The organism is Acidobacteriota bacterium (genome assembly GCA_016700075.1).
GTDB lineage: Bacteria > Acidobacteriota > Blastocatellia > Pyrinomonadales > Pyrinomonadaceae > OLB17.
This window is the reverse complement of the sequence record CP065000.1, coordinates 1,059,075-1,085,558: the sequence shown is the minus strand read 5'-3', so window position 1 is coordinate 1,085,558 and position 26,484 is coordinate 1,059,075. Positions and strand designations below refer to the sequence as shown.

Annotated in this window: 20 protein-coding genes; 12 read left to right on the top strand and 8 right to left on the bottom strand. The window is 54.6% G+C overall.

Annotated elements, in window-relative coordinates; translation table 11 throughout:
* Nucleotides 1-168: 168 nt before the first annotated feature.
* The 3 genes from IPM50_04905 (at nt 169) to IPM50_04895 (ending at nt 4,210) form a co-directional block, all read left to right on the top strand.
* A complete protein-coding gene (locus IPM50_04905; protein ID QQS33921.1) occupies nt 169-1,476 on the top strand; it encodes a hypothetical protein in 1,308 nt (435 codons plus the stop codon).
* 103 nt (nt 1,477-1,579) lie between these two features.
* Nucleotides 1,580-2,713, top strand: a complete 1,134-nt coding sequence (gene ald, locus IPM50_04900; GenBank protein ID QQS33920.1) for an alanine dehydrogenase — start codon at nt 1,580-1,582, stop codon at nt 2,711-2,713.
* Between the two features lie 81 nt (nt 2,714-2,794).
* Entirely contained in the window at nt 2,795-4,210 is a 1,416-nt protein-coding gene (locus IPM50_04895) for a DUF512 domain-containing protein (GenBank protein QQS33919.1), read from the top strand.
* Between the two features lie 60 nt (nt 4,211-4,270).
* Here IPM50_04895 and IPM50_04890 read toward each other — a convergent pair whose 3' ends face one another.
* The 6 genes from IPM50_04890 to IPM50_04865 all read right to left on the bottom strand — a co-directional run bounded on the left by IPM50_04890 (nt 4,271) and on the right by IPM50_04865 (nt 9,234).
* Nucleotides 4,271-5,116, bottom strand: a complete 846-nt coding sequence (locus IPM50_04890; protein QQS33918.1) for a TonB family protein — start codon at nt 5,114-5,116, stop codon at nt 4,271-4,273.
* A 92-nt stretch (nt 5,117-5,208) separates the two neighbouring features.
* Nucleotides 5,209-6,024, bottom strand: a complete 816-nt coding sequence (locus tag IPM50_04885) for a VanW family protein (GenBank protein ID QQS33917.1) — start codon at nt 6,022-6,024, stop codon at nt 5,209-5,211.
* 19 nt (nt 6,025-6,043) lie between these two features.
* A complete protein-coding gene (locus IPM50_04880; protein QQS33916.1) occupies nt 6,044-6,496 on the bottom strand; it encodes a DMT family transporter in 453 nt (150 codons plus the stop codon).
* The gene (locus IPM50_04875; GenBank protein ID QQS33915.1) at nt 6,496-6,972 is read right to left on the bottom strand and encodes a nucleoside deaminase; all 477 of its coding nucleotides are present in this window, start codon (nt 6,970-6,972) and stop codon (nt 6,496-6,498) included. Before IPM50_04875 ends, IPM50_04880 begins: the two co-directional genes overlap by 1 nt.
* A complete protein-coding gene (locus IPM50_04870; protein ID QQS33914.1) occupies nt 6,969-7,856 on the bottom strand; it encodes a glutaminyl-peptide cyclotransferase in 888 nt (295 codons plus the stop codon). The genes IPM50_04875 and IPM50_04870 overlap by 4 nt, the downstream gene beginning before the upstream one ends.
* A gap of 22 nt (nt 7,857-7,878) precedes the next feature.
* Nucleotides 7,879-9,234 carry a thioredoxin domain-containing protein gene (locus IPM50_04865; GenBank protein QQS33913.1) on the bottom strand — a complete coding sequence of 452 codons (1,356 nt, stop codon included), beginning with the start codon at nt 9,232-9,234 and terminating at the stop codon, nt 7,879-7,881.
* A 91-nt stretch (nt 9,235-9,325) separates the two neighbouring features.
* On the opposite strand from IPM50_04865, the gene IPM50_04860 reads away from it, so the two are divergent.
* The 4 genes from IPM50_04860 (at nt 9,326) to IPM50_04845 (ending at nt 14,566) form a co-directional block, all read left to right on the top strand.
* Nucleotides 9,326-10,489, top strand: a complete 1,164-nt coding sequence (locus IPM50_04860; GenBank protein QQS33912.1) for a pyridoxal phosphate-dependent aminotransferase — start codon at nt 9,326-9,328, stop codon at nt 10,487-10,489.
* Between the two features lie 21 nt (nt 10,490-10,510).
* Entirely contained in the window at nt 10,511-12,574 is a 2,064-nt protein-coding gene (locus IPM50_04855; GenBank protein QQS33911.1) for a S46 family peptidase, read from the top strand.
* Between the two features lie 4 nt (nt 12,575-12,578).
* Nucleotides 12,579-13,988, top strand: a complete 1,410-nt coding sequence (gene mpl / locus IPM50_04850; protein QQS33910.1) for a UDP-N-acetylmuramate:L-alanyl-gamma-D-glutamyl-meso-diaminopimelate ligase — start codon at nt 12,579-12,581, stop codon at nt 13,986-13,988.
* 278 nt (nt 13,989-14,266) lie between these two features.
* Nucleotides 14,267-14,566: an RNA-binding protein gene (locus IPM50_04845; GenBank protein ID QQS33909.1), complete on the top strand. Its 300-nt coding sequence runs from the start codon at nt 14,267-14,269 to the stop codon at nt 14,564-14,566.
* Nucleotides 14,567-14,645: 79 nt separating this feature from the next.
* On the opposite strand, the gene dacB is transcribed toward IPM50_04845, so the two are convergent.
* Complete coding sequence (gene dacB / locus IPM50_04840) at nt 14,646-16,211, bottom strand: D-alanyl-D-alanine carboxypeptidase/D-alanyl-D-alanine-endopeptidase (protein QQS33908.1); 1,566 nt, start codon at nt 16,209-16,211, stop codon at nt 14,646-14,648.
* A gap of 164 nt (nt 16,212-16,375) precedes the next feature.
* Between dacB and IPM50_04835 the strand changes: the two genes are divergently transcribed.
* Entirely contained in the window at nt 16,376-18,394 is a 2,019-nt protein-coding gene (locus tag IPM50_04835; GenBank protein ID QQS33907.1) for a hypothetical protein, read from the top strand.
* A 1-nt stretch (nt 18,395) separates the two neighbouring features.
* Here IPM50_04835 and IPM50_04830 read toward each other — a convergent pair whose 3' ends face one another.
* The gene (locus IPM50_04830; GenBank protein ID QQS33906.1) at nt 18,396-20,918 is read right to left on the bottom strand and encodes an adenosylcobalamin-dependent ribonucleoside-diphosphate reductase; all 2,523 of its coding nucleotides are present in this window, start codon (nt 20,916-20,918) and stop codon (nt 18,396-18,398) included.
* A 273-nt stretch (nt 20,919-21,191) separates the two neighbouring features.
* On the opposite strand from IPM50_04830, the gene IPM50_04825 reads away from it, so the two are divergent.
* From IPM50_04825 to IPM50_04810, 4 genes are all read left to right on the top strand, one after another.
* A complete protein-coding gene (locus IPM50_04825) occupies nt 21,192-22,079 on the top strand; it encodes a polyprenyl synthetase family protein (GenBank protein ID QQS33905.1) in 888 nt (295 codons plus the stop codon).
* Nucleotides 22,080-22,132: 53 nt separating this feature from the next.
* A complete protein-coding gene (gene epsI / locus IPM50_04820) occupies nt 22,133-23,716 on the top strand; it encodes an EpsI family protein (GenBank protein QQS33904.1) in 1,584 nt (527 codons plus the stop codon).
* 171 nt (nt 23,717-23,887) lie between these two features.
* Nucleotides 23,888-26,260: a tetratricopeptide repeat protein gene (locus IPM50_04815; GenBank protein ID QQS33903.1), complete on the top strand. Its 2,373-nt coding sequence runs from the start codon at nt 23,888-23,890 to the stop codon at nt 26,258-26,260.
* A gap of 18 nt (nt 26,261-26,278) precedes the next feature.
* A complete protein-coding gene (locus tag IPM50_04810) occupies nt 26,279-26,461 on the top strand; it encodes a hypothetical protein (GenBank protein ID QQS33902.1) in 183 nt (60 codons plus the stop codon).
* Nucleotides 26,462-26,484: the final 23 nt, after the last annotated feature.

Here is a 26,484-nt window from a genome sequence, read left to right as displayed (position 1 = left end):
CGAAATCTGCGTAGATCATCAAATCGGGCATCGCGAAGTCCCGTTCGACCGTTTTCCCGGACACGCGTTCTGAACTATAATCGCAGTTCTCTTTAATTGGATATCGGTCAGGGCCCGCATCTGGTCGACTGTCGGAACAAGGTTCAAACTAATACATACAGAAAGCTCATGTCTCAGGTCTTCAAATGTGAATCGTGTTCGGGCCCGCTTGAATATGAGGGCGGCAAGACGCAGAAATGCGGATTTTGCGGCTGCACTATATTGGTGCCGCGATATCTATATTCGGAAGATCAGAGCGCGGATAGCAGCACCGAACTAAAACCTCATGAGTTGGCCGACCTTACGCAAAAGGCCTTCGTATTCTCCGAGATCAAAAAGCTCCTAGCCGCAAACAAGAAGATACATGCGATCAAGCTGTATCACGAGCAATTTGGCGGCCGGCTGGCTGAGGCGAAGGATGCGGTAGATAAGCTCGAACGAGGCGAGCCGATCGTGTTTGAGTCCATTTCGCTCAAGAAGATATTTGAGCCGATATCGCAGTTCAAGGTCGATACAGCTGCTGCCAAAAGGGTCGGCGGCTACTTTTTGACGTTCATCGTGCTCGGCGGACTTGCGGTTTTCGTGATCGCGGCGGTCATTATCGGCACGTGGCTAATTACACGCCCGGTGGCCGACGCGTCGCCTGAGGAAAAAGCTACAAGGGCTGCGGAGATGGAATCCTCGTCCGAACTCATGCGCGTCGGCGGCGAGGGAACGGGCGTCGGAAGATTCAAGGACAATCGTGTGGTCGCCGTTGATAATAATGGGAACATTTACAGCACCGATTACAATGGCGGCAGGATCCAAATATTTGATGCGGCCGGCAATTTTTTGAAGCAATGGGACGCAAAGGGAGCCGACCTGGTGTTTGCGATCGCAGCCGACCGCTCGGGTAATCTGTTCGTGCTCGGAAACAAGGGCATCGGAAAATACACGAGTTTGGAGGGCGAGGAAAAGGCTAGATACGAGGACCCGCGGCTTCGTGATATCCACGTCAAACCCGACGGAAGCGTGATCGCGGTCGGGCGTCAGGGCATTGTTTTTCTCGACAAGGATCTGGCCGAGGTGAAAAAAATCAGAGACGCAGCGGCCGCCGCCGATACCGCTTTCGGCTTCGAATCAGTGACTGCCGATGCTGCCGGTACGATGTACTTGCTCGATCGCCGCGGCAAGGACATCATCAAATTCTCAGCGGAAGGTAAATTCCTGAATCGTTTTCCGACAGAACTGAATTCGCCAAACGACATTGCTCTCGACCCGAGCGGCAACATCTACGTGACGGAAACGAGCGTCATACGGGCATTTTCGCCGACAGGGAAGCAGATCGGAGCTTCGCCCGCAAATCAGGCATTCGGCATCACGTTCAATGACGCAGGTGAGGTGTTTATCGCCGCACGGCCGTTCGTGATAAAGCAGCGGCCTCTGCTATTGCAATGAACGAGCAGTTTTCGGTTGGTGCATTTCACGTTTTTTTGGCAACAGCGTAAAATTATCGTTTGCGGCTATGCTGTTTGCAATTATTTTACCGGAGAATTTCTAAATGAAGATCGGATTACCAAAAGAGATCAAAGATAACGAATATCGCGTCGGGCTAACGCCGGCGGGCGTGCAGGCGTTGGAGAATGCGGGGCACGAAGTTTTTGTGCAGAAAACGGCTGGCGAAGGCTCAGGTTTTACTGACGAGCAGTACGTCAAGGCCGGCGCAACAATGCTCGAAACGGCTGATGAGGTTTGGGAAGCGAGCGACATGATCGTCAAGGTCAAAGAACCGATCGCACCTGAATATCCGCGTATGCGTGAGAACCAGCTGCTTTTCACATACCTGCACCTTGCCCCTGAATTCGAACTGACCAAGCAGATGATGGAACGCAATGTGACAGGTGTCGCTTATGAGACCATCACAGATGTAAACGGAAAACTGCCGCTTTTGACGCCTATGTCCGAGGTTGCCGGACGTATGTCGGTACAGGTCGGCGCGACGTATCTGGAAAAGATGAACGGCGGCAAGGGAATTTTGCTTGGCGGTGTTCCGGGTGTTCCTGCGGCGAATGTCGTCATCATCGGCGGCGGAATTGTGGGCACTGAGGCCGCAAAAATGGCAGTCGGTTTGGGTGCAAAGGTGACCATCATCGACCGCAATTTGGACCGTTTGCGGCAGCTTGACGATATTTTCCTGTCAAAAGTGCAGACGCTTGCATCGTCGCGTTATCAGATAGAAGAAGCGATCTCGCACGCCGACCTCGTCATTGGTGCTGTGCTGGTCGTCGGTGCTGCTGCTCCGAAACTCGTAACACGCGATATGCTGCATCTGCTCCCGAAAGGATCGGTTCTGGTTGACGTTGCGGTCGATCAGGGCGGCTGCTTTGAGACGACGCGTGCTACGACGCACTCGAATCCAACCTATTATGAAGAGGGCGTGCTGCATTACTGCGTCGCGAACATGCCGGGAGCAGTGCCGCGTACATCGACTTTCGCATTGACGAACGCGACCTTGCCGTACGCACTTGACCTAGCGAACAAGGGTTTCGAACGCGCCATTAAAGAGGACGTCGGCCTGCGTGAGGGCGTAAATACCTATGCGGGCAAATGCACCTACGAAGCGGTCGCGACGTCGCAGGATATCGAATACACGCCGCTTGATTCGCTGATCGACCTGAAAGCCGCAGCAGCGTAAACAGTGGCCAGCGGTCGGTTGTCGGTGGTCAGTTGTTCGTTCCGGCCACAGGCCACCGACAACTGACCACTTTTCTTATTTATGTATGAATTCGCGGTAACGCCTGCTGTAACGCAGCTTCGCCGTCCCGGGGTGACCATAACTGAGGTCGAAACGGGCAGTCTCGGCGAAGAGCTCGAGCTGCGTCCCGGCGACCGCATCGTCCGCGTGAACGGCAGGCCCGTACGCGATCATCTCGATTTTCGATATCAGACCGCCGGCGAGACCGATCTGCTATTTGAGGTGCGGCGTCCCGGAAGTGACGTTTTCGAAGTTGAATTTGACCGCGAAGAAGGTGAGCCGCTGGGGCTTATGTTCGAGCAGATCGTCCCGCGGCAATGTGCGAACGAATGTCTGTTCTGCTTTTGCAAGGGCAACCCTGAAGACGCCCGTCCGTCGCTGTTCGTTCGCGATGAGGACATACGGCTTTCTTTCCTTTACGGCAACTACACTACGCTGACCTCGATCACCGAGGACGAGATGAAACGCGTGATCGAACAGCGTTTATCACCGCAGTATGTCTCAGTACACGCCACCGATCTGAAAACGCGGGCCTATTTGCTCGGCGTTGACGAAAAGCGTGCGGACATCTCGAACAAACTGCAGCTGCTGATAGACAACGGTATCGAGATCCACGCTCAGGTCGTTCTGTGCCCCGGCATCAACGACGGAGAAATACTGGGAATAACCCTGAACGATCTCGCGGCATATTATCCGAGCGTCGTATCCGTAGCGATCGTACCCGTGGCGTTGACACGATACAACACCGATGAACGCCTGACCCGCGTTACGCCGGAGTTTTGCCGTGAGTTGATCGCCCAGATATCTGCTCTGCAAACCGAATTTCGGAGCAGACTTGGCACCACATTCGCATTCCTTGGTGATGAGATATATCTGAAGGCCGGGGTCGATGTGCCCGAACGTGAACACTACGGAGACTATCCGCAGATCGAGGACGGCGTGGGAATGGTACGCTCGTTTGTGAGCGAGTTCGCGGCGATGATAGTGAAGAAAAGGCCGCGTCAGCAGGCTGCCGATGTGCGAACGCATGAGTTTGCTGTAAGGCCCGTAAAGACGGCTGCACCCGACAAGCCCCAAGTGATCTCAAGGCGAGGCACAATACTAACAGGTGAGATGTTCGCACCGATAATGCGGGAGCTGATCGGCAGCTTTAACGAAACGACCGGATCGGATCTGCAGGTCGTGGCTGTGCCGAATAAATATTTTGGCGGCGACGTGTCGGTCGCGGGACTGATGTCGGGCAGTGATATTGCTGCGGTTCGCAATGAGATCGTTGGCGACTTTGCGGTGATGCCGTCGGTCGCCGTCAAATCCGACGAGCCGGTCATGATCGACGGGATGATCTTCGATGATCTGAAAAAGCAAATTCCCGTTGAACTCATCGCACTCGATACGGCAAAGTTCCTTAACCTGTTATCGGCGATCGCAGACCTTTAGTTTCTCTCGACCAAACAAAAAAGCGGGCCGAAGCCCGCTTCATTCTCCATTGGGTCGCAATTACGACTGAGTAAAGTTGTAGATGATCACGCCCGAGACCTTGACCGGAACGTCCGAGAGCTTCGTCGCCTCAAATCTGGCATTGCGTGCTGCCTGTTCCGCCGATGCACGCAACAGCGGGTGGCCGCTGACAGCCTTTGCGGAGATCACGTTTCCTCTTTCGTCGATCAACACCTGCACGTCAACCCTTCCTGATGCCCCGACCGCAACTGCCGCGGCAGAGTAGTTCGGCTTCGGCAAACTGATGGCCTTTCCGTTCACAACGCCGCCCGAGATCTGTTTCGGCGGGGTCGGTGTCGGCGGCGGATCGCGTTTCACCGGCGGCGGAGGCGGCGGGTCATCGGCGGCTGCGACCGTGTTCGTTGCAGGTCCCGTGCCGGTTCCGCCAAGTGTTCCTGTTCCGGTTCCCGTATCTCTTCCGGATGTTCCGGGATCGACAGGGTTCGAGTCTCTGCCGTTGAACTTCACATCGCCGAGAGGACGCGAAAGCGTTGTGTTCGGTGTGGTCGATACTTCTTTCGGGACGTATCTGGTTTCATCGACCCTCGCCATATTCACGGCACGCGTCGGCACGTTCGTTTCTGACCTCTGCGGTGTCGCCGGCATGCTCTGACGCGGCTGGGGCTGCGGTTCAGGGACCGGTTCAGCCGCCGGCGGCATCACCGGCATAAGCATTTGTGTTACTTCAAATCCGCTTGAAGCGATCCGGAAATCGATCGCAAAAATACTGTACACGAAGGCCGTGACAAGCAGCGTCACCATCGCAATGCCTGACACCGCAAAATAACCGCGGCGGCCCTTTGTTCGGGTGCCTTCAGTTTCACTGATCAATAATTGGTCAAACATATCTTTCCTCCTTTCGCGGCGGTGCCGTCCGCTGAGTCATTAGACACCAACGGTTGAAGGAAAGTTCCCGGTGAAATTGTAAAGATTTGTTATCAGGCGGTAAGGAGCGGCTCGTACATCATTATTGCGTGGTTTTCGGTGATGAGTTCTTCTTCGGTCATGCCGTCAATTAAGCTCGTCCTGCGACGCCAGATGCGATTGTGCCGTGTGTAGCCGCCCCACGGCTGTAGTTTCATCTGATGGTCGGTCTCGAATATTTCGTATTTGAATTCAGAAGGTGAATCCGAGAACAATTCACCGTGCAGATATTCATCGTCCATCCATAGACGAACTTGGTACGATCTGGACGTGTCGTTGCGAAGCTGAAGATCGATGTAGTTGTAAGCGAGCGTCGCCCCGCAGGCAAATGGTATCGAGCGGTTGATGTCCGGGAAAACGTCAAAACCGTGGCGGTATCTTTCCGCGATCGTGAGGGGCGAATGCAATGCGATCCAATATAGCAGATTGCCAAGCTGGCAGAGCCCGCCGCCGATGCCTTTTTCGATGCGGCCGTTATGAAGGACAAGGCCCTCGAGAAATCCGCGTGATGCCGTAGGCCGCCCTACCAGCCGCCAAACAGAGAGCGTGTCGCCGGGCCGAATGACCGCTCCTTCAATACGCTCGATCGCCAGCCGCAGATTAGTCCGCTTGTTATGCTGCAGATACATCTCTACGTCGCGGAGGGGACGAAGGATGGTCGATCTGTGCTTGAATATACTGTGTTCGAGGCGAATATTTGCGGCAGGTTTTGCGAACTTTCGCGAGTTAGCGAGCCAAGAGAGGCGTCGCTTCGCCGTGTAGTATTCTCGTCCCAGAATGTTGCGGAGTCTGCTCCGTCTTTCCGGCTTGGGAATGCTTCGGCTTTCCATTGAACGTTCTCGAGGGATCCTAAAATCGCCTGATCAGCACAACCCCGACTATGATCAATAATACTCCAGCTATTCGCGGCAGGTTGATCTCTTTCATCGGCACGTCAAGCAGGCCGTAATGATCGATAATTAGCGTTACCACCATTTGTCCTGCAACTATAAGACTGAACGTTAAGGCGACGCCGAGCTTTGGGATAGCAATGACCGAAGCCGTCACAAAGAATGCGCCAAGCAGTCCGCCGGTCCACGCGACCGCAGATGCGTTCTTGGCCGAGGCGAGGCCCGAAAATCCCGTGCCCGATACGATCACGAAAACGAGAAGCGACAGGGTCCCGATCACGAAAGAAATGAATGACGCTAGGATCGGGCTGTCGAGAGCTCCCGCAAGCTTGTTATTTACCGCGCCTTGGGTCGGCACCATGGCGCCGGCGACGAGGGCAAGGACGATGAAAAATACCAGGTTTCCGGACATCAGTATTCTATCTTGTCCTCTTTCTCTATCCATACGCGGAAAGCCGCCTGGGCCTCATCACGCATTATTTGCTGCATACTAAGTTCACGCTTTTCATTGGGAAGTTCAAGCTCCCGATAAAAGAGATCGTCGTCGAAACCGGCAGCCGCCGCATCGTCACGCGTTCCTGCATAAAAGATAGCCGCCGGCCGTGACCAATATATGGCACCGAGGCACATCGGGCACGGCTCGCACGAGGCGTAGATCGAGCAGCCTTCAAGCTGAAACGATCCGAGTTTAGAGCATGCCTCTCGAATAGCGACGACCTCGGCGTGAGCGGTCGGGTCATTCGTCGACGTAACGCGATTGTTCCCTTCGCCGACGATCTCGCCGTCTTTGACGATCACGCAGCCGAACGGCCCGCCGGCGTCCGCTTCGACGCCTTCACGTGCGAGTTCTATCGCACGCATCATGAATTTGCGGTCAGCTTCGGTCATTGGCTCTTCGGGACGACTCGAATTTCGTAAAGCTTACGCCAGTTCTTTCCCGTCACCCAAACTCGCTCGGTTGCCGGGTCGTACGCGATGCCGTTCAGCGTGTTTTCGGCTTTAGGGTCGAACGGATCGCTCGCCTTATCGGGTTTCGGCTGATCATCGGGTGAGATCCCGGTCAGGTCAATCCAGCCGACGATCTTGCCCGTTTCAGGGTCGATGCGGGCGATGTGGTTCGTTTTCCCCAGAATGTCAGGCCTTTCTGAATGCCAAATGTTCGCCCATATCTCGCCTTTGACATATTCGAGCTCGTTCAAATTCATCAGCGGCCGGCCATCCTCGCGGAGTACCGGAAGCGTTTTGAGCTGTTTGAAATTCTCAGGGTCAAGGAATTTCAGGACGTGTGTGCCTTGCGACATGATCAGGTTGGTCCCGTCGGTCGTCAGGCCCCAGCCCTCGCCGACGTAGCTGAATTCGCGTAAGAGTTTGAGATCATCAAGCGAAAAGACCCGGCCGATGCCGTTACGCCAGGTTATTTGATAGATCTTGTCGTTCAACAATGCGGCCCCTTCGCCGAAATTATCGCCCGGCAGATCCCATTTTTGCAGTACCTTGCCGGTCGCTATCTCGACCTTTCTGATCTGCGAGCGCCCTTCCTGGCCGGTGCTCTCGTAAAGAAAGCCGTTGTGATAAAAGAGGCCTTGCGTGAATGCCTGCGGATCGTGCGGGTGCGTTTTGACGATCTCGAACGTATAGACCGGAACAGGTTCCTTTTTCGCGGGAGCAGTAGCGGCCGCATTCGAAGCAGTACCGTTGGCGGGAGCGGCAGGCCCGCTTTGAGAACAGGCAGTGAACATTAAAGCGATCAGGAGCAACATCAACTTTCTCATATCAACTTAGATCGGGCTTGAACTACCGCGGCAACGCGGTTTCGATGGCATTACGGAGCGATATCGCGGAGATCCTACGCATACGAATGCCGTTCACATAAACCGTCGGCGTTCCGGAAATCTGAAGCATCTCCCCATCCCAAATGTCGCGGTCAATTTCTGCGGCGGTCTTTTCTGACCTAATATCTGCGTCGAACTGCTTTTCATTCGAGCCTATCTGTCTCGCGTATTCAGACAGCGACGCTGCATCCAATTTATTCTGATTCTTATATAGTATCTCGGCGAATTCAAAGAACTTTCCTTGATTGAACGCGGCACGTGCGGCGAGTGCCGCGTTGCGGGCGTTCTTATGGATGCCTTCGAGAGGGAAGTTGCGAACGACAAATCTCACCTTGTTGGGAAACTCGGCGATCACGCCCTTGATGATCGGATGAGCAGCTGCACACGCCGAACACTGAAGATCGCTGAACATCACAATAACAGCTTTCGCGTCCGCAGGCCCGATCGAGGCGCTATTCGCAGTGTCAATATTGAAAACCGGCGGTTTTGGGACATCGAGCAAAATCTCTGCCTTGTATTTCTGAAACAGCCGGTTTCGAAAGGCGGCCTCCAGAGCGAACCGCTCTTCGTCCGAATAGTCTTTCATTTTGCTCGTTATCTCTCGAGCGAGCAGAGCACCGGCGTCTATCTTTTCGGCTGCGGCTTCGTCTGAGATCAGCTTTTGCAGCAGTATCTCCGCGACGGCATCGCGCAGGCGTTCGGCATCATCCGCACGGAGTTCGTAAAGATCGAATTCGACATATTTATCGAACTCGGCAGCAGTTATCGCCTTGCCTTCTATGGTTGCAACGACGTCTGCGGGCCTCAGGTCTGCCGCGTTGACGTTCTTGCCTGCTGTTGCTTTGTATTTTGTCTGCAGTTCCAGGATCAGTGCGCTGACGGCATCCTGCTCAGGCTTTTGCCGCAGGTAATCGATCACGATCTGCCGGCCCTCGGCCTCAGAGTAAGAGGAAAGGGAGGTGCGGTTTGCGTCGTAGAGCTTGGTAACCTCTGCAGCAGGCGGATCAGCTATCTTTGAGCGGGTGACCGCCAATAGCCTGCCGACGGTCGTGCCTTGTTTGCGAGCTTCTGATTGCAGAACGCGCTCGGCCATCATTCGGTCAAAAGCTGCGGTCCGAGCTGAACGCAATTCTTCCGGGAGCTTTTGTGACGCTGCCTGAAGGTCCTCTCTCAGGTCCCCAACGCGAATAACGTGGCCCGTTGCCTTTGCCAGAACGTCGTTCGGAGCCTGCGCGTGTCCCAAAAACGGCGATAACGCCGCGACTGCGATCAATACCGATGTTAAAATGTAAAGCTTCGCCATAACCAAAGTTTCCATAGGATTCTAGCATATTTGGCTTGTCGTGCGGCCCACAGCTCGCTCGGATGACGTTTAGGTTAGACGTGCAAAAACTGATAAATTAGACCTTATGACCGAAGCGAAATTGACAAAAGTAAAGCCCGATATTCGAGCTATCACGCGCCTGGTGCCGTCGAGCGGGAATCTGGTTCAGGGCCAGTCCGAACTGCCGATCGATCGGCGGCTTGCAGAGGCGGCGGCGGTCGAAATAGCCGCCAGCCGCAATCATTACGGCGGCAGCGAAGGCGATGAGGAATTGCGTAAAGCTGTCGCGGCAAAGATCGCAAAATACAACGGCATCGACGTGAATATCGACGCTCGGCCGTTTGAATTGATGATCACAAACGGCGGTACGGGAGCCCTGATCGGGATCGCTCTTAGCTATTTGCGCGGGGCCGCGGCGTTGGTCTTTGAGCCCTATTATCCTTATCACCGGCGGATCTTGGAAGAATTCGGAGCTAAGAATGAGGCATTTGAACTTAATGATGACCTGACGTTCGACAAAGATGAGCTTCTCGCACACTGTAAGCGTTTGAAAGACCGCGCAGAGTTTCCCCTGAAGGCTATCATCGTTTGTTCACCTGCGAATCCGAGCGGCAAGGTAATGTCGCAAGCCGAGCTCGAGGCAATTGCGGACGTTGCGAAAGAACTCGATCTGATGCTCATTTCCGACGAGGTTTATGAGCATTATGTGACCGGCGAGAACCCGCACACGCCGATCGCGTCGCTGCCGGACATGTGGGAACGCACCATCACCGTCAATTCGTTCTCTAAATCCTGGAACATTTCCGGCTGGCGTCTCGGTTACGCATACGGCCCCGGCGAACTCATCGGTCCGGTCAACAACGCTGCGAATGTGATCTTCGTCTGCCCTGTAACGCCCTTGCAAGCCGCGCTCGGCAAGGTCCTGATGGCCGACGATGAGTATTATCCGCGGCTGCGAGACAAATTTGACGCCAAGCGTCGGAGATTTGCCGAGGGCATCTCCGATCTCGGATTTGAGATCTATGATGCAGGGTCGTCGTTCTACATTTGGGCACGGATACCTCGGCGGTTCGACGATGCTATCGCGTTCAACGAGATGATCATGAGAGAGGCGGGCGTCGGAATGACGCCGGGCTCAGCCTTTGCGGACAGCGACACATGGGACGCCCATGTCCGTATTTGCGTCGCTCGTGAAGATGAGATACTTAATGGTTCACTGGAGCGACTGACCAAACTTCTGAGCAATTGATTCTTGGTCGATATCAATATTATGAAACGTATAGCCGGCTTTTTTCTTCTTATTTCACTCTTGGTTCCCATTGCGCTTGCGGATGAGGGAATGTGGACATTTGACAATCCGCCGCTGCGGCAGTGGAAGGAAATGTACAACTTCGAGCCCTCGCAGGAATGGCTTGATAACATTCGCCTTGCCAGTCCAAAGGTAAGCGGTGCTTCCGGAGCATTTGTTTCGCCGAACGGCCTCGTCGCGACCAATCATCACGTCGCGGCAGGCTACATCGCCCGGCTTTCGACAAAAGAACGCGACCTGATGAAGACCGGATTCTATGCCAAGACGCAGGCAGAAGAGCTGAAGATACCGGACGCCGAGGTTTCGATCCTCGCTTCGTATCTGGACGTCACAAAGCGTGTCCTTGATGCGGCGGCGAGCGGAGCGAGCGATGCAGATATCGCGGCGAAGCGACGTGCCGAGATCGCCGTGATCGAAAAAGACTGCAACGCGACATCAGGGCTTTCGTGCCAGGTGATCAGCTTTTATAGCGGCGGCGAATACTGGCTGTATCGTTTCAAACGCTATACGGACGTACGTCTTGTTATGGCTCCGGAAGAGCAAACGGCTTTTTTCGGCGGCGACTACGACAATTTCACATTTCCGCGGCACGATCTGGATTTCACATTCCTCAGAGCCTACGAAAATGACAAACCGGCGAATACCCCGAATTATCTGAAATGGTCAACGACCGGTTCTAAAGACGGTGAGTTCATTCTTGTTTCCGGCTATCCGGGATCAACGGCACGATTGCTTACTGTCGCTCAGCTCGCTTATCAGCGAGATGTCGGCAATCCGCTGCAAAAGAAGGTATGGGAACTCCGACGCAAGGCGCTTGAAGAGTACGCAAAACTCGGTGCGGAGCAGGCACGTCAGGCGCAACAGGGAATGCGTTCATTTGCGAATTCTCTCAAGCGGCTCGACGGACAGCAGTCGGGTTTGCTGAATCCGCGTAACTTCAGCCGCAAAGAGGCTGAGGAGAAGGATCTGCGTGACAGGCTAAAGGCGAAACCCGAGCTCGAACGCGAATACGCTCCGGCCTGGGAAAATATCGCGTACGCCTACAAGAAGCTGCCCGCCATGGCGGAACGCCTGTCATTTTCAAATCTTGCCGCGTCGCGCATCGCGACGATCGCACAGCAGATCGTTACCTATCATTTGGAAATGGCAAAACCTGAAGCTCAGCGGCTGCCCGAATATCGCGAAGGCCGCATTGCGGCTACTCGGAATTCCATACTCTCGCCGGTAACGATCTACAAAGAGATGGACGAGGCTACTTTGCGTTCGTGGCTGGAAGAGGCTCGCAAAGCTCTCGGAGCAAATGATCCCTTCGTCAAAGCTTCAGTTGGTGATGCCGAGCCGGCTGAGGTCGTTGGGCGTGCGTTTCGCGAGACGAAACTGGAAGATGTGAACGTCCGCAAGGCATTGCTCGACGGCCCCGCAGATGCGGTGCTGAATTCGACCGAACCAATGATAACGCTGGCGAAACGGACCGAACCCGTGATCCGTGAATTAAGAGCGTGGAATGAGGCGAACATTCTGAATGTAGAGACAGCCAACGGTACAAAGATCGCCCAGGCAAGATTCGCCGTTTACGGCAAGACGATGCCGCCGGACGCGAACTCGCAGCTTCGCATACTTTACGGCAAGGTACTCGGTTACGATGAGGACACGACGCTGGTACCGTACAAAACGACGTTCTTCGGGCTTTATGATAGGGCACTCAGCTTTAATGAAAGGCATCCTTTTGACCTGCCGAAACGCGTAATGGACGCCCGTACAAAACTCGATCTGGCGACGCCCCTGAATTTCGTTTACACGGCGGACACCATCGGCGGGAACTCTGGCTCGCCTGTCATAAATAGAAATGGCGAGATAGTCGGGCTCAATTTCGACAGCAATCTGCAGAAGCTATCAAACCGCTATTGGTACATCGACGAAGCGGAAGGTTCGCGTGCGGTCGGCGTTCATTCCGCGGGTATCATTGAGTCGCTGCGAAAGATCTACGACGCCGACGAACTTGTGAAGGAACTTACAGGCAAATAATCAGATGCACTATCACCTAATTGGAATTTGCGGGACGGCGATGGCGTCCTTAGCAGGGATGCTGCAGGCACGCGGCCATCGGGTCACGGGCTCGGATCAGAACGTCTATCCGCCGATGTCAACTCAGCTGGAACAGCTCGGCATCGAAATAATGCAGGGCTACATGGCCGAAAATACTGATCTTGATCGCGATATAACCGTCGTCGGCAACACTATAATGCGCGGCAATCCGGAGCTGGAGGAAGTGCTTAATCGCAAGCTGGTCTATCGTTCTCAGGCCGAGGTTGTGCGTGAGGAGTTCATACGCGGCCGGCATTCGCTGGTTGTTGCGGGTACTCACGGTAAAACGACAACGACCAGCCTTGCGACTTGGGTTTGTGAGGTCGGCGGGCTCGATCCGACGTTTCTCGTCGGCGGCGTCGTGCAGAATTTCGGCCAGAGTTTTCGAGTTACCGACAGCGACTATTTCGTGATCGAAGGCGACGAGTATGACACCGCTTTCTTTGATAAGAAGCCGAAATTCATGTCTTATCTGCCCGAGCTCGCGATCATAAACAACATCGAATTTGACCACGCCGATATCTACAAAGACCTCGATGCTATCAAGTGGCAGTTCTCGCGGCTGATGAACCTCGTTCCGGGCAACGGCCGCCTGATCTGTGGCATTGATTCACCTGTTGTCGTCGAAGTGCTCGAACAGATGAAACGGAAGCTTTTCACCACTGTCGAGACGTTCGGATTATCGGACGACGCGAAATGGCAGGCACGCGACATCGCTTTCTCGGGTGAAGGTACTTCGTTTTCGGTGTTTTGCGGCGGCGAAAAATGGGCGGAATTCACGACCAAGATGATCGGCGAATTCAATGTCCGAAACTGCCTGGCCGTGATCATCGCTGCGGATGCGTGGGGCATTTCTAAGGAAAAGTTGCAGGAGGCATTCGATACGTTCGAATCGGTGAAACGCCGTATGGAGGTCCGAGGCATCGAACGCGGCGTTACGGTGATCGACGATTTCGCACATCATCCGACCGCAGTTGACGAGACGCTGAAGGCACTTCGGCAGCGGTATTCCCACAATCGATTGATCGCCGTTTTCGAGCCGCGCTCAAGGTCGTCGCGGCTGTCGGTTTTTGAGGACAGATACAAGGAGGCCTTCATTCACGCTGACAGTGTTATCATCGCCGGCGTTTTCAATCCTGAGGACGCGAAAAATTACGGCGAAGTACTTGACGTGCCCAAATTGGTCGCGGACATCGCCGCCACCGGAAAGCCCGCACGAACGCTTGACGATGCTGACGCGATCGTCGAACATTTGACGCCTCAGCTATCAGACGGCGACGTCGTTGCGATCATGTCAAACGGCGGTTTTGGCGGCATACACGAAAAGCTTTTGGCAGTGCTCCGAAACGGCTGATGCGAAATCTTGGCCGGCTGAGTTTACGCTTGCCTCAAAATTAAAAAACGGGCATACTTACTACTGTTTTGCTCTCGTCAGATATCAGTGTTTGATTCACCCGTCCGGTTACGTTAAGCGGCGCGATCGCGATTCGGTTCTTGAGAGTTAGTTAGTAGGTCATTTGAAGTTTTGCTATTTTGAGTAGGAACCGCCGCTGTCTTGACGGGAATTTCCGATTGGGCCTTCCTTGTTCTGCCTGCCGCAATTAGCGCTTCGTACAAAGATAATAGATAGAAATGGGAAACAAATTGTATGTAGGTAACCTGTCTTTCCGGGTTACGAGTGAAGATCTGCAGGAGCATTTCGCGACCGCAGGAGCAGTGGAATCGGCAAACGTTGTCTATGACCGCGAAACAGGGCGTTCGCGTGGATTCGGTTTTGTCGAAATGGCATCGGACGATGACGCTACGAATGCAATTGCACAGTTCAACGGCTCCGAATACGACGGCCGCAATATGGTCGTTAACGAGGCCCGTCCGCGTGAGGACCGACCGAGAGGCGGAGGCGGCGGAAACTACGGCGGAAACCGCTGGTAGTTTAAGAACTCAGGATATTAGCAAGAGGCGGCCGTTCGATCCATTCGAACGGGAACGCCTCTTTCTGCAATTGGGTGTGCTATTGGTCCATCGTGCCGCGAAAGTTTGCTAACTCTACTATTATCGCGTCGATCAACGCGACGCGTTGACGCGTTTCGGCGACGCCGTTCACCATCACGGAAACCACCACCTCATCGCCGCCCGCCGTCGTAACATAACCCGTCAGAGCCGAGACCTGATTCAGCGTTCCTGTTTTACCCCTCATGTTGTTCGCTGCGGCCGTTCCTTTGAAGCGGTTCGCCAGTGTGCCGTCGATGCCGCCGATGGTCAGGCTGTCACGCCACGCCCTTGAGTAACGACTTTCTTTCGCCATGTATTCGTAGAGCCTCGCATTTGCGGAGGGAGTGACCAAATTGTGCCTCGACATTCCGCTGCCGTCATACGGAGTGATGCCGTCCGCATCGATACCTGCTTGTTTCAAAAACTCTCTAAGTACGTTCAGTCCAAGCGTGGAACTGTCGCCGGTTAGGCCGCTCTTTCTGCCGACCTCTTCACCGAGGGTCCACAGCAGAACTTCCGTGTACATGTTTTGACTTGGCTTCATTGTTCTTGCAGCGATCACTGATAGCGGGGGTGATTCAAGCCGCGCGAGCTCGAACGGCGTGTCGTTCGCCGTGACGCCGGGCGAAAGCAGACGAGTGCCGCCGGCGACGGTTATCCCTTTCGCTTCCAATCTCTGTTTGAGCAGAGCGACGAAAAGTTCCGCAGGTCGACTGACCGCGATCGGGCCGCGGTGGCCGCCATCGCCGCTCGGCAGTGCGCCGGATATTTCCAAAACATTTCGGTCAAGCTTCTTGTGAATAGTGAGCGTCTTTCCTGAGGCTGAAGCTCCTGTAGTGCATGTATTGACGATCTGATAGATGGTACTGGGCGGGGTGATGGTTATTCGGCACGGCGACCCCTGTGAGCCCGGCAGGACAACCAGTTCGACAACATTATCATTGATCGGCAGTGCCGATACTTCTGCTCCGTAGGACCACTGCAGATCATCCCATTCCCAGGTGTTAGGGATCGCAGAACCCCTAAAATAGCTTTCGTCGCCGACAATGGAACCTTCGATCCTTTTTACGCCTGCCGCGGCAATGCGATCGACAAGGGCGTCAATGCCCTTGAAGATATCCCCGTTATAAAAGGCCTTTGAAATTGATACGTCGCCGCGACCATATATTCTAAGGTCGCCGCGGATCACGCCATTGCTGTCCGGAGCTCCCGCCGAAAATACATTCGTGATGATGCGGAAATCCGGCCCGAGTCTTTCAAGTGCGGCCGCAACCGTAAAATTCTTCTGGTTAGATGCCGGCACAAAGTATTTTTCTGAATCATTTTCAAATATGACCCGGCCTGTTCTCAGCGATACGGCTTTGATACCGATACGGCCGCGGCGTGCCTCCGGCGAAAACACCAATTGGCGCAACCGCGACTGAAGCGTCAGCAGAGCTTCATTGGATGCTGCAACAGCGGCGGGCTGTGGACTAGGGTCGGCGGACGGGGCTGTCCGCGGACGCACGGTCGTATCCTGTGAAAGTGCGATCTGGATCGAAGAAATGGTCAAAAAGGCGACAGCCAAAAAGCGGAAATATCTCATAACCAAAAAATTGCGTGACGCAAAATGATTCTAACCCATACCGCGACGCTGGCGCACTGTATTTAGTATTGGTTTACCCTTGCGCGGTTTGATGCTAAAATTTTCTTTCGGTCATCTGCTTCGAGCTCCGGCGCCCTCCGAATGATGTCCCGATCACTCACAATATGTTTCGAACCAAGCTTTTGATCGTTGCGGCCTTTCTTTCGCTTGCATCCGCGTTCTCAATATTCAATTCAGGTGCTGGGGCATCTGATCTCCGGCAGCGGAATGAGTCTGTTCCTGCACCGACCGGTGTGATCGCCTCGGATAACGCCTATGGACTCAAGGTCGGCATTATTTGGGACGCCGTTTTTGGAGCTTCAACATATCGGGTCTATCGCAATACGGTAAATGACAGTGCCGGAGCGACAGAGGTCGGGACGACCGCCGCCAATTATTTTTACGACACGACAGCGACGCCCGAGCAGACGTATTACTACTGGATCCGAGGCGAGCGAAATGCTCAACTCAGCCCTTTCAGTTCACCCGATCAAGGCACCGCCGCAAACGGAGCGATCGTTGGGGTGCAGTTCCCGGCGTTGGAACCGCCGCCGGCTCCGGCCGAAAATCCTGTCACTGCGTCAAAGGCCGCATTGGGCAAGGCACTTTTCTGGGACGAACAACTTTCGTCGACAAACACCGTATCGTGCGGAACGTGTCATCGGCCCGCAGCGGGCGGAGCAGATCCCCGCACGGTTGTCGGTGACCTTTCGACGCAAAATGCCGGGTTTGACCAGATCTATGGGACGCCGGACGATGTGTTCGGGTCGCGGGGCGTACCCGTCAACGGTGCTGACGGCAGTTACTCTGCCAGCCAGTTTTTTGGCCTGAATGATCAGGTCACAGGCCGCAAGGCGCCGTCCTATTTGAACGCAGGCTATGCACGAAACGGCCTCTTTTGGGACGGCCGAGCATCAGAGATCTTTCGTGATCCGATCACGAACAACATATTGATCGGCGATTTGGGTTCGCTTGAAAGTCAAAGTGCGGGCCCGCCGCTCTCTGATGTTGAAATGTCGCATTTCGGCAGAAACTGGACGCACATCGCGGCGAAGATACAGAGTGTTCGTCCGTTGGCGGTCGCGTGGAACATTCCGAACGGGCTCCGCACCTGGATCGGCAACAGGACATATCCCGAGCTTTTTGAAGAGGCATTCGGTACGCCGGATGTCACGCCTGCACGTATTGTGATGGCGATAGCAACGCATGAGAGAACTCTGATCTCGGATCAAACACCTCTTGACCGCTGGGCGACCCAAACCACGCCGCTCACGGAGCAAGAAGACCGCGGGAAGACCCTTTTTGTCGAACTCAGCTGCGGCGTTTGCCACGACGGCTCGCTTCTTTCGGATCAGGCGTTCCACAACATCGGTGTGCGTCCGCAGTTCGAGGACCGCGGCCGCGGAGCGATAACCGGCGTGCCTTTCAATGACGCTCAATTCAAAACGCCGCCTTTGCGCAATATCGACCTGCAGAACGTCTACATGCACAATGGACGGTTCTCCTCGCTCGAAGAAGTTGTCGAATTCTACAACCGCGGAGGCGACTTCACGGCGGACAATATAAATACTGACCTAATAAGGCCGCTCAATATGACGCCTGACGAAAAGGCCGATCTTGTTGCCTTTATGCGTCGGCCGCTGATCGACCCGCGTGTCGCGAATGAAATGCCGCCCTTTGACAGGCCGAGGCTTTTCACTGAATCGAACCGCATTCCGGAGATCTCGGGACAGGGAAGAGCGGGCGTGGCGTCAACGGTGCCGGAAGCGGTCGCGGTCGAGCCTCCGCTGCTTGGCAATCCAAACTTTACTATCGCTGTGAAAACCTCTGTCCGGTCCGGACGCGCGATCTTGGTGATCAGCGAAAGCGACCCCGGCATATTGACCGCAGTTCCAAATGGAACGCTCGGGAATTACGCCGCGGCAATTATCGACTCAGGATTTGGTTATGGATATGCTTCGGTCAGCCTGAATCTGCCGTACGATCCGGCGTTGGTTGGAAGGACGTTCCGTGGACGCTGGTATATCCAAGATCCGCGAACACGCCAGCGTTACGCGGTCTCTCGTTTGATAACGTTCACTATCTTCAAAGGCGAGACCGATCCGCCTTTCTTTGTGTCGCAAGACAGCGAACGGCGGCGTTAGATCATTTACATTTCGAATATCCGCAGTCGCGGCACGTTTCGCATCCGGAAGCATGTTCGAGCTGTCCCCGGCATTCCGGGCATTCGCTGATGATCGAGGACATTCTCATTTCATTTGCATTCGAGTGTTTCTGAGCCCGCTCCGACTCAGGCATTCCGTTCAGTCTGCGGTGAACCAGGAAAATGCACTCTGCGACCGCCTGTTCCGGCGACGTTAGAAGCCGTTCGTTGAACCAAACTGCGTGCGTCGATGTGACCTTGTTCAGGCTGCGAGCTACGTCATGCGCATCAAAACCGCCGCGGAGCATCTTTGAAGCAAGCAGTCCCACGCCGGCACTGATCGGGCCCGCAACGAATATCTCCAAAATTCGCTCGCCGTCGTGATTGACCGTCACATAAAGATTTTGCCCCTCGAAAGGTATACGCCACGTCGAGCCCTGAAGCTCCCGCGGGCGTTCGACCCTTTCCGGAGTCGGTGAGGAATTGAGATTCTTAGGTTCCGGATAAGCCACGAAAGGAGCCTCATCGATCGCCGGGCCCCCCACATTCTCCTCTTTCTTTGCCTCCGACTTCATGGCGTTCAGTACCTGGCCCTCGCGGCTGCCGTCGCGGTAATAGCTGACCGCTTTGCAGCCTAGCTTTCGTGCCAGCTTGTACAGTTCATCAACTGATTCGACCGTGTCGGCCGCCGCACCGTTGCAGGTTTTTGATATTGAATTATCAACATGTTTCTGCGCCGCGGCCAATACTCGAACGTGTTCTATCGAACTGATATCCATCGCGGAGATGAACTCTTTCGGGAGTTCTGACATATGTTCTACAACATACTCGGCGGCGGCCTTTATCGAATCTTCGTCGGAATGGTCGACGTCAAGGCCAAGTGCCTCAGCAGCTAGTGGATGTACGTAGGTTCGCGTGCCCAGAGTGTCCTGTCTGACATAGGCCCATGAGAAATTGGGCTCGATGCCCGATGATGTTTCGGCAACGAGCGATATCGTGCCCGTCGGGGCGATGGTCGTCACCTCGTAATTCCTCGGCGTAAGCGGAATGTCGCGGGGAACTCCGATCTCATCGTAGAGGAAGGTCTCGTAAGCCTTTCGGTTTGCTTCGAACTCGGGGAACACGCCTTTTTCCTGTCCCAAACTCAACGAAGCGAGCCACGATTCACGGCGTATGAAGCCCATGACCTTCTGCATCAAACTGAGCGACTCCTCGCTGCCGTATACGACCCCGAGCTTAAGGCAAAGGTCCGCAAAGCCCATTATCCCGAGTCCGACCGGCCGCGTTCGTTTAACGACATCGTCGATCTCAGGCAGCGGAAAATGTCCTGCGTCGACGACATTGTCAAGAAATCTGGTGCTTAAGTGAGTGACGTAGGAAAGCCGTTCCCAATCGACAAATCCCTCGCCCGAATCACTCTTCTTATAAAATTTCGCGACGTCTATAGAGCCAAGATTGCAAGAGTTGTTGAAGTGCAGCATCTGCTCGCCGCAGGGGTTGCAGGCATAGATCGGCCCCATCGAGGCCATCATATGATTGTTGCGGTTGACCTCGTCGATAAAAATTATTCCCGGCTCCGCATATTTGTGGGCCGAAGCGGCTATTCGGTTCCAGATGTCCGGTGCAAACACCATTCCCGGCATCGGCGGTTCTTCGATGATGCAGTCGCTGAGGTCCGCGGTCTCGAATGCGAGTTTGTCGGCGAATGTCACCACCGAGCCGTCCGGACGTCTGTAGAGGCCGTAGTCATGTCCGGTAACAGGATCGAAGACGGCTTGCGTCCAAGGTTCGCCTTTGAACTCCGTCTGAAACCATGTGCCGCTTTCGACCGCGTCCATGAATAGGTCCGTTACGGTCACCGAAATATTGAAATTCGTCAGGCTGGTCTGGTCGTTCTTGGCGTGAATGAACCGCAGAATGTCAGGATGCGATACTGCCAAAATGCCCATGTTGGCACCTCGGCGGACACCGCCCTGTTTAACGACCTCGGTCGTCTGATTGACGATGTTCATGAAGCTGACGGGACCAGAGGCCACACCGCGTGTCGAATTGACCATCGATCCGGCAGGACGCAGGAATTCATAGGACATGCCGGTGCCGCCGCCCGTTTGGTGAATAATCGCGACATTGCTGGCGTGTTCCATTATGCCCTCGATCGAATCGGGAACATTAAGAACAAAACAAGCGGCAAGCTGGCCTTTTGGCTTGCCGGCGTTGACGAGGCATGGTGTATTGGGGACGAAATCGCGGGCAAGCATGACCGCAGACATCGCGTTGTAGAAAGCACGTTGAGTTTCAAGTGCTTTCTCTGCAGTTGAAACATGACCGACAACGCGGCGGACGATATCATCCCACGTTTCAAGAGCTTCGCCTTTGGCATCCTTCAGCGAATATCTTTTGCTGACGACCTTTTGAGCATTCAAGCCCAACGGTTTTATTTCGCGCGCCGCTGCGGTCCCTGCTCCGTTTCCGACGCCGTTGTTTTCAAGATAAGAGGATATCGCCGATTCCAGGACTGTACTCATAGATGCTCCTAGCGAGGTCATATGCGTTTTGGACAAAGATACTGCCGTAAGATCATTTTAACACCAGTATCCGAAATTGTATTAGGTCTAAACGATGGGAATTGCTCTAAGCGAGCTACTCAATTCGAGTGCAGTCTAAACAATCTGCCTGTTGAATGTCAATAAAATTTTTCCACAAGATATTGTATCAAGCAGTTTAGGTCACCTAACTTAATGTATTGCCTTAATTGACCGAGTCTTGAAAAACCTATCGAAAAGCGGATAATTGCATTGATGGCTGATGCGGCGGAATTCATAGTCGAGATAGGAGCATTGATAGACGCTGCCTTGGACGAGCTTTTGCCGTCGTCCGATGTGTCGCCTGTTCGGCTGCACCAAGCGATGCGATGGAGTATTTTCGCCGGCGGCAAACGCATCAGACCCGCCATTTTGTTCGCTGCAGGGCGTACATTCGGGGTCGATGACCGCGGTCTGATACGAACTGCCGCCGCCGTCGAGATGATCCACACATATTCGCTTATCCACGACGATCTGCCAGCAATGGATGACGACGATCTGCGTCGCGGACGTGCCTCCTGTCATAAACAATTTGACGAAGCGACCGCGATACTTGCGGGAGACGTTCTACAGACCATTGCATTCAAGGCCATCGCGTATGACGAATTGCTGCCGCCGGAAACGCGGGTTCGTCTGATCCAACTGTTGTCAGACGCTGCCGGAACGCCTGGCGGAATGGCCGCCGGACAGCAGCTCGATCTGGAAGCCGAGGGCTCTGACGCTTCTATCGAGGAGATCAGCGAGATACATAATATGAAGACAGGGTCGCTGATCTGTGCATCGGCGGTTGCCGGGGCGGTGATCGCGGGAGCAAATGATGAGGAGACAGCCACGATCGGGAGCTTTGGTGAGAAACTCGGACTGCTTTTCCAGATAACCGACGACATTTTGGACGCCACGCAAAGCACGGAAACACTTGGCAAGACGGCAGGCAAAGATGCCGCCGCTGCAAAGGCCACCTTTGCTTCATATTACGGAATAGACAGGGCTTCGGAGATGGCAGCCGACCTTCTGGCCGATGTACGAGCTACACTTATCCCGCTCGACCGAGAAACCGACCTGCTCGAACGCATTGCCGATATGGTGATGCATCGCGTCAGCTAGATCTCCATTACGGAATTCCGATCTGATTCGTCGTTTTCTGCCGAATGCCCGACATGACGGAGCACAGAGGCGACAAAAACGGCATCATTGGAACCGCGGCGATATTTGCCGCGGTCGTCGTGCTTTATGCGGGCGTTCTGATCAAATTGGCCCGTGATTGGTATACAGACGAGAACTACTCGCACGGGCTGCTGGTGCCTTTTGTTATCGGGCTGATTGTGTGGCTCGGCAGGGATGAACTGAAAAAGGCAGCCGGCACGCCAAATACTTTTGTCGGGATCGGCCTGGTCTCAGCAGGCCTGGTATTCCTCTTCGGCGGAACGCTCGGATCCGAACTCTTCACACAACGTATCTCGCTCGTCCTGTTGTTAGCCGGCATCGTTGCATTTCTTTCGGGCGGGCAAATGCTGAAGCTGCTTTTGGTCCCGGTCGCGTTGCTGCTGCTTGCGATACCGATCCCGCAGATCGCCTTCAACAAGATCGCATTCCCGCTGCAGATATGGGCATCACAGATCGCCGTTTGGGGCATACGCCTTATTAATGTTCCGACGCTGCGAAAGGGCAATGTCATTGACATTTTGCCGCAAGGCTCAACACAGACAATTTCGCTCGAGGTGGTCGAAGCATGTAGCGGAATCAGGTCGCTGATGACGCTGGTGACTCTGGCACTCGTATTGGCGTTCTTCACCCGAAGCGCCAACGATAGCAGCTTTCTGCGGCTGCGGAGAAATGACGCGATCAGGACCGTCCTATTGATGAGCGCAGCCGTCCCGATCGCTGTATTGACCAATTCGGCACGCGTGACGGCGACGGGCCTCGGTTCCTACTATTACGGCAAACAGGCGACGAGCCCTTTTTGGCACGATGCGTCCGGGTGGGCGGTTTATGCTGTCGCCCTTTTGCTCCTGTTCGCCGTAAATATCGGCCTGAAGCGTCTTTTGGGTAACGGGCCCCAAAACTTTGAAGACCCGCCGCCGACAGCTTCACCGACTTCTTCATTGCGGCACGCCGTCGCCCTTACGCTGATCCTTGTCGTTTCCAGTGCCGCGATAAATTGGTTCTCGTTCCGAAGCGAGGCATCGGTCGAAAGACGAGATCTGACCGAATTTCCGTCGGTTCTCGGCGAATGGCAGCAGCGTGGCGCGGAGTTCAAGTTCAGCGAAGCCACAGAAAAGATCCTCAAAGCTTCCGACTATACGATGCGCGAATACATGCTTGCCGAACAGGGCCGCGTTGCGAACATTTATGTCGGCTACTTCGCGTCGCAGCGGACAGGCGCCGCGGTACACAGCCCGCAAAACTGCCTTCCCGGTGCCGGTTGGGTACTCAGCGATCCCGGCATCGTTACCGTCACTCCAAAGAACGGCCCGCCGTTCGAGGCTAACCGATACGTCATAGAGAACGGAATATACAGAGAAGTGATGCTGTATTGGTACCAAGGCCGCGGCCGAACCGAGACAAGTGAATATCGGGACAAGCTAAATACTGTGGTGGACAGCATTGCCAAACGACGCACCGACGGTGCGCTCGTCCGCGTCATGACGACCATCGGCAATGACGAGGCCGCAGCCGACCTTGCAGTGCTTGAGCTTTCCGCACGGGTTGCGGATCAGTTGGTCCCTTTCATTCCCGAGTAGTTGTCCCATCGTAAATTTTCTGAAAATCCGTCCTGATTGCATCTTCTTCTGACTACGATGCCTGCACTGCAGGCCGCAAAGCCGATCTGTCGGCCATACAACGATCCAGACGCTACTAGCCATTGCCCCGGCTGCAGCGACCAAAGATCGGCAACAACTTAAAGCAAAGTTATGCGTTACCGAGAGTGCCATCTTCAATCGCTTAGATCCCTGTTCATTGCAGCAGTATTGTTTGCAGCCGCGTTCATTTCCGGCTGCGGCTATTCTGCGTCATCATTCGTCGCAAAGGGCGAAGAATACCTTGCCAAGCGCAAGTTTCATGACGCACTGATGCAGTTCCGCTCAGCTGCGGAGATCGATGATAACCTCGCAGCCGCTCATTGGGGCCTGGCAAGGGCTCACGAAAATCTGGGACAGTACAACGAAGCGGTCGAGGAAATAAAGAAGACCATTCATCTCGACGGCTCGAATCTTGAAGCAAAGGTCAGGCTCGGCAATTACCAGCTGATGACCCAGCCGCCGATGATCGCCGAAACGGAAGCACTACGGGACGAGATCCTCGCGGCAGACCCGAAGTACGTTGAGGGCCATATTCTCTCGGCTTCGATCATGGCCGCCGAAGGTCGCCCCGACGCCGAAGTTCTGGTGTGGGTCGAATACGCTATCGGCCTCGACCCTGCACGCATAGAATCCTACATCAGCCTTCAGCGGCTTCATATGACCCGTGACAACGCCGCTGAGGCCGAGAATGCGATCAAACGCGGACTCGCCATGGTGCCCGATTCTGTCAAAGGCCATACCGAATACGGCCGCATGCTGATGTATGCCGGCCGCGACGTTGAGGCCGAAGAAAAGTTCAAGAAAGCGATATCGCTAAACGGTAGCGATATCGAGGCACGTGAAGCGATCGCAGAGTTTTACATAGCGAGCCGTCAGATGGAAAAGGCTGAGCAGGCCAATAGGGAGCTCGTCGAGATACAGGAAAACAGTCCCGAGAGCAGGCTCGTGCTGGCTCGGTTCTTTGCCGAAGCCGGCCGAGCCGACGATGCAGAGCGCGAACTTGAGAACATTTTGGAAGAGCACCCGAGCTACGCACTGGCCCGTTATCGTCTGATCGAGACCTTCCTCGAACGCCGAGATTCAGCCAAAGCGACCGAACATCTCAACGCTCTTTTCGCAATAAACGACCAGGACATCGAGGCTCTGCTGCTGCGGGCAAGGTTAAAGAACTCTGAGAACAAGGGCGAGGAGGCCGTAAAGGACCTAGAAGAGGTATTGAAGCGTTTCCCGTCGAAACGCGACGCTCTCTTTCTGATGGCTCAGGCGAGGCTTTCACTCGGACAGGTCGATCAGGCAAATGCTTTTATTCTCGACCTTGAACGATACCACCCTACGTATATACGTACAGGCCTGCTGAAGATCCAAAGCGCTATCACAGCTGGCGATATGCAGAACGTGGTCAAGCTCTCGGGCGATCTCATCGACCGGACGAATTCAACATTGCCAAATTCCGAGAACGGTCCGCAGGAAATTTACGAGCTCCGTCTTCGCGGCACATCGTCTCGCGGCCTCGCATATCTGGATCTGGGCAAAAATAATGAGGCAAAGGCTGATCTGGAAGCCGTTCTACGCGAAAATCCACGCTCGGTGACGGCTTTGGTCAACATGGCGAAATACCACGATGCCGTGGCTGAGCAGGCGTTATCGCTGGAACTTTACGAGCGTGCAGTTTCAGTCGATCCGCAGAGTTTTGACGCTATAAACGGCGTAGTGACCTCATCGGTCAGGTTGGGCAGAACGGCGAACGCACATGAAAAGCTTACGGGCTTGCTTGAGCGGAACGCGGGCAAAGCCGACGTCCTGGCAGCACTGAGATATTTGAGGTCAACAGTATTCGTCGCTGAAAAGAACATGGCCGAGGCAGAGAACGAGCTCAAGGCCGCGATCGAGCTCGACGGCAGTTATCTTCCGGCATATTCGGCCTACGCAAGCCTGCTTGCCGGACAAGGCCGGCTCGACGATGCCGCAGCTCAATATCAGGCAGTTTTGGCCAAACGTCCGTCGGCCCAGATCTATACGCTGGTCGGGATCCTGGAAGACTCCCGCGGCCGTCGTTCGGAGGCTGAAGCGGCATACCGCAAGGCATTGGAACTGAACGCGTCGACCCCGATCGCCGCAAATAACCTCGCATGGCTCATTGCTGAAAGCGGCGGGAATTTGGACGAGGCATTGAACCTCGCTTCGTCGGCGGTGTCCAAGAGCCCGAACACGGCAGGATTTTACGACACGCTCGGCTGGGTCTATCTGAAAAAAGGTTTGAGCCGGCCGGCAGCAGAACAGTTTCGCAAAGCGGTCGCTCTGGATGAGCAGGCAAAGCGAAAAGGCGGAGCAAATCCCGGCTATCGAGTTCGTCTCGGTATGGCGTTGGCACAGAACGGAGACAAGGCCGGTGCCCGGCGTGAGGTAGAGACATCGCTTCGTTCGGCCGGCGAACTCTCAAGCATCGAGACGGCAGAAGCGAAAAGAGTTTTGGCAAGCCTTTGATCCAAAGCGAGGTAACGAATGGAAGGTATCGATCTGACAGGAGCGACCGTAATGGGAACCGCAGAAGCGTTCTTCGTGGTCATGCCCGAAAGCGTAGGGCTTCTGGTCTTCGGAGTGGCTCTGATGGCAGCGGCCATAATTTCCAGGAAGTACTTTAGAAAAGCGGAAGAGGGCAATTCAGGCGACCATTCAGGCAAGTAAGTGAACAGCATTAAAGGGAAAAA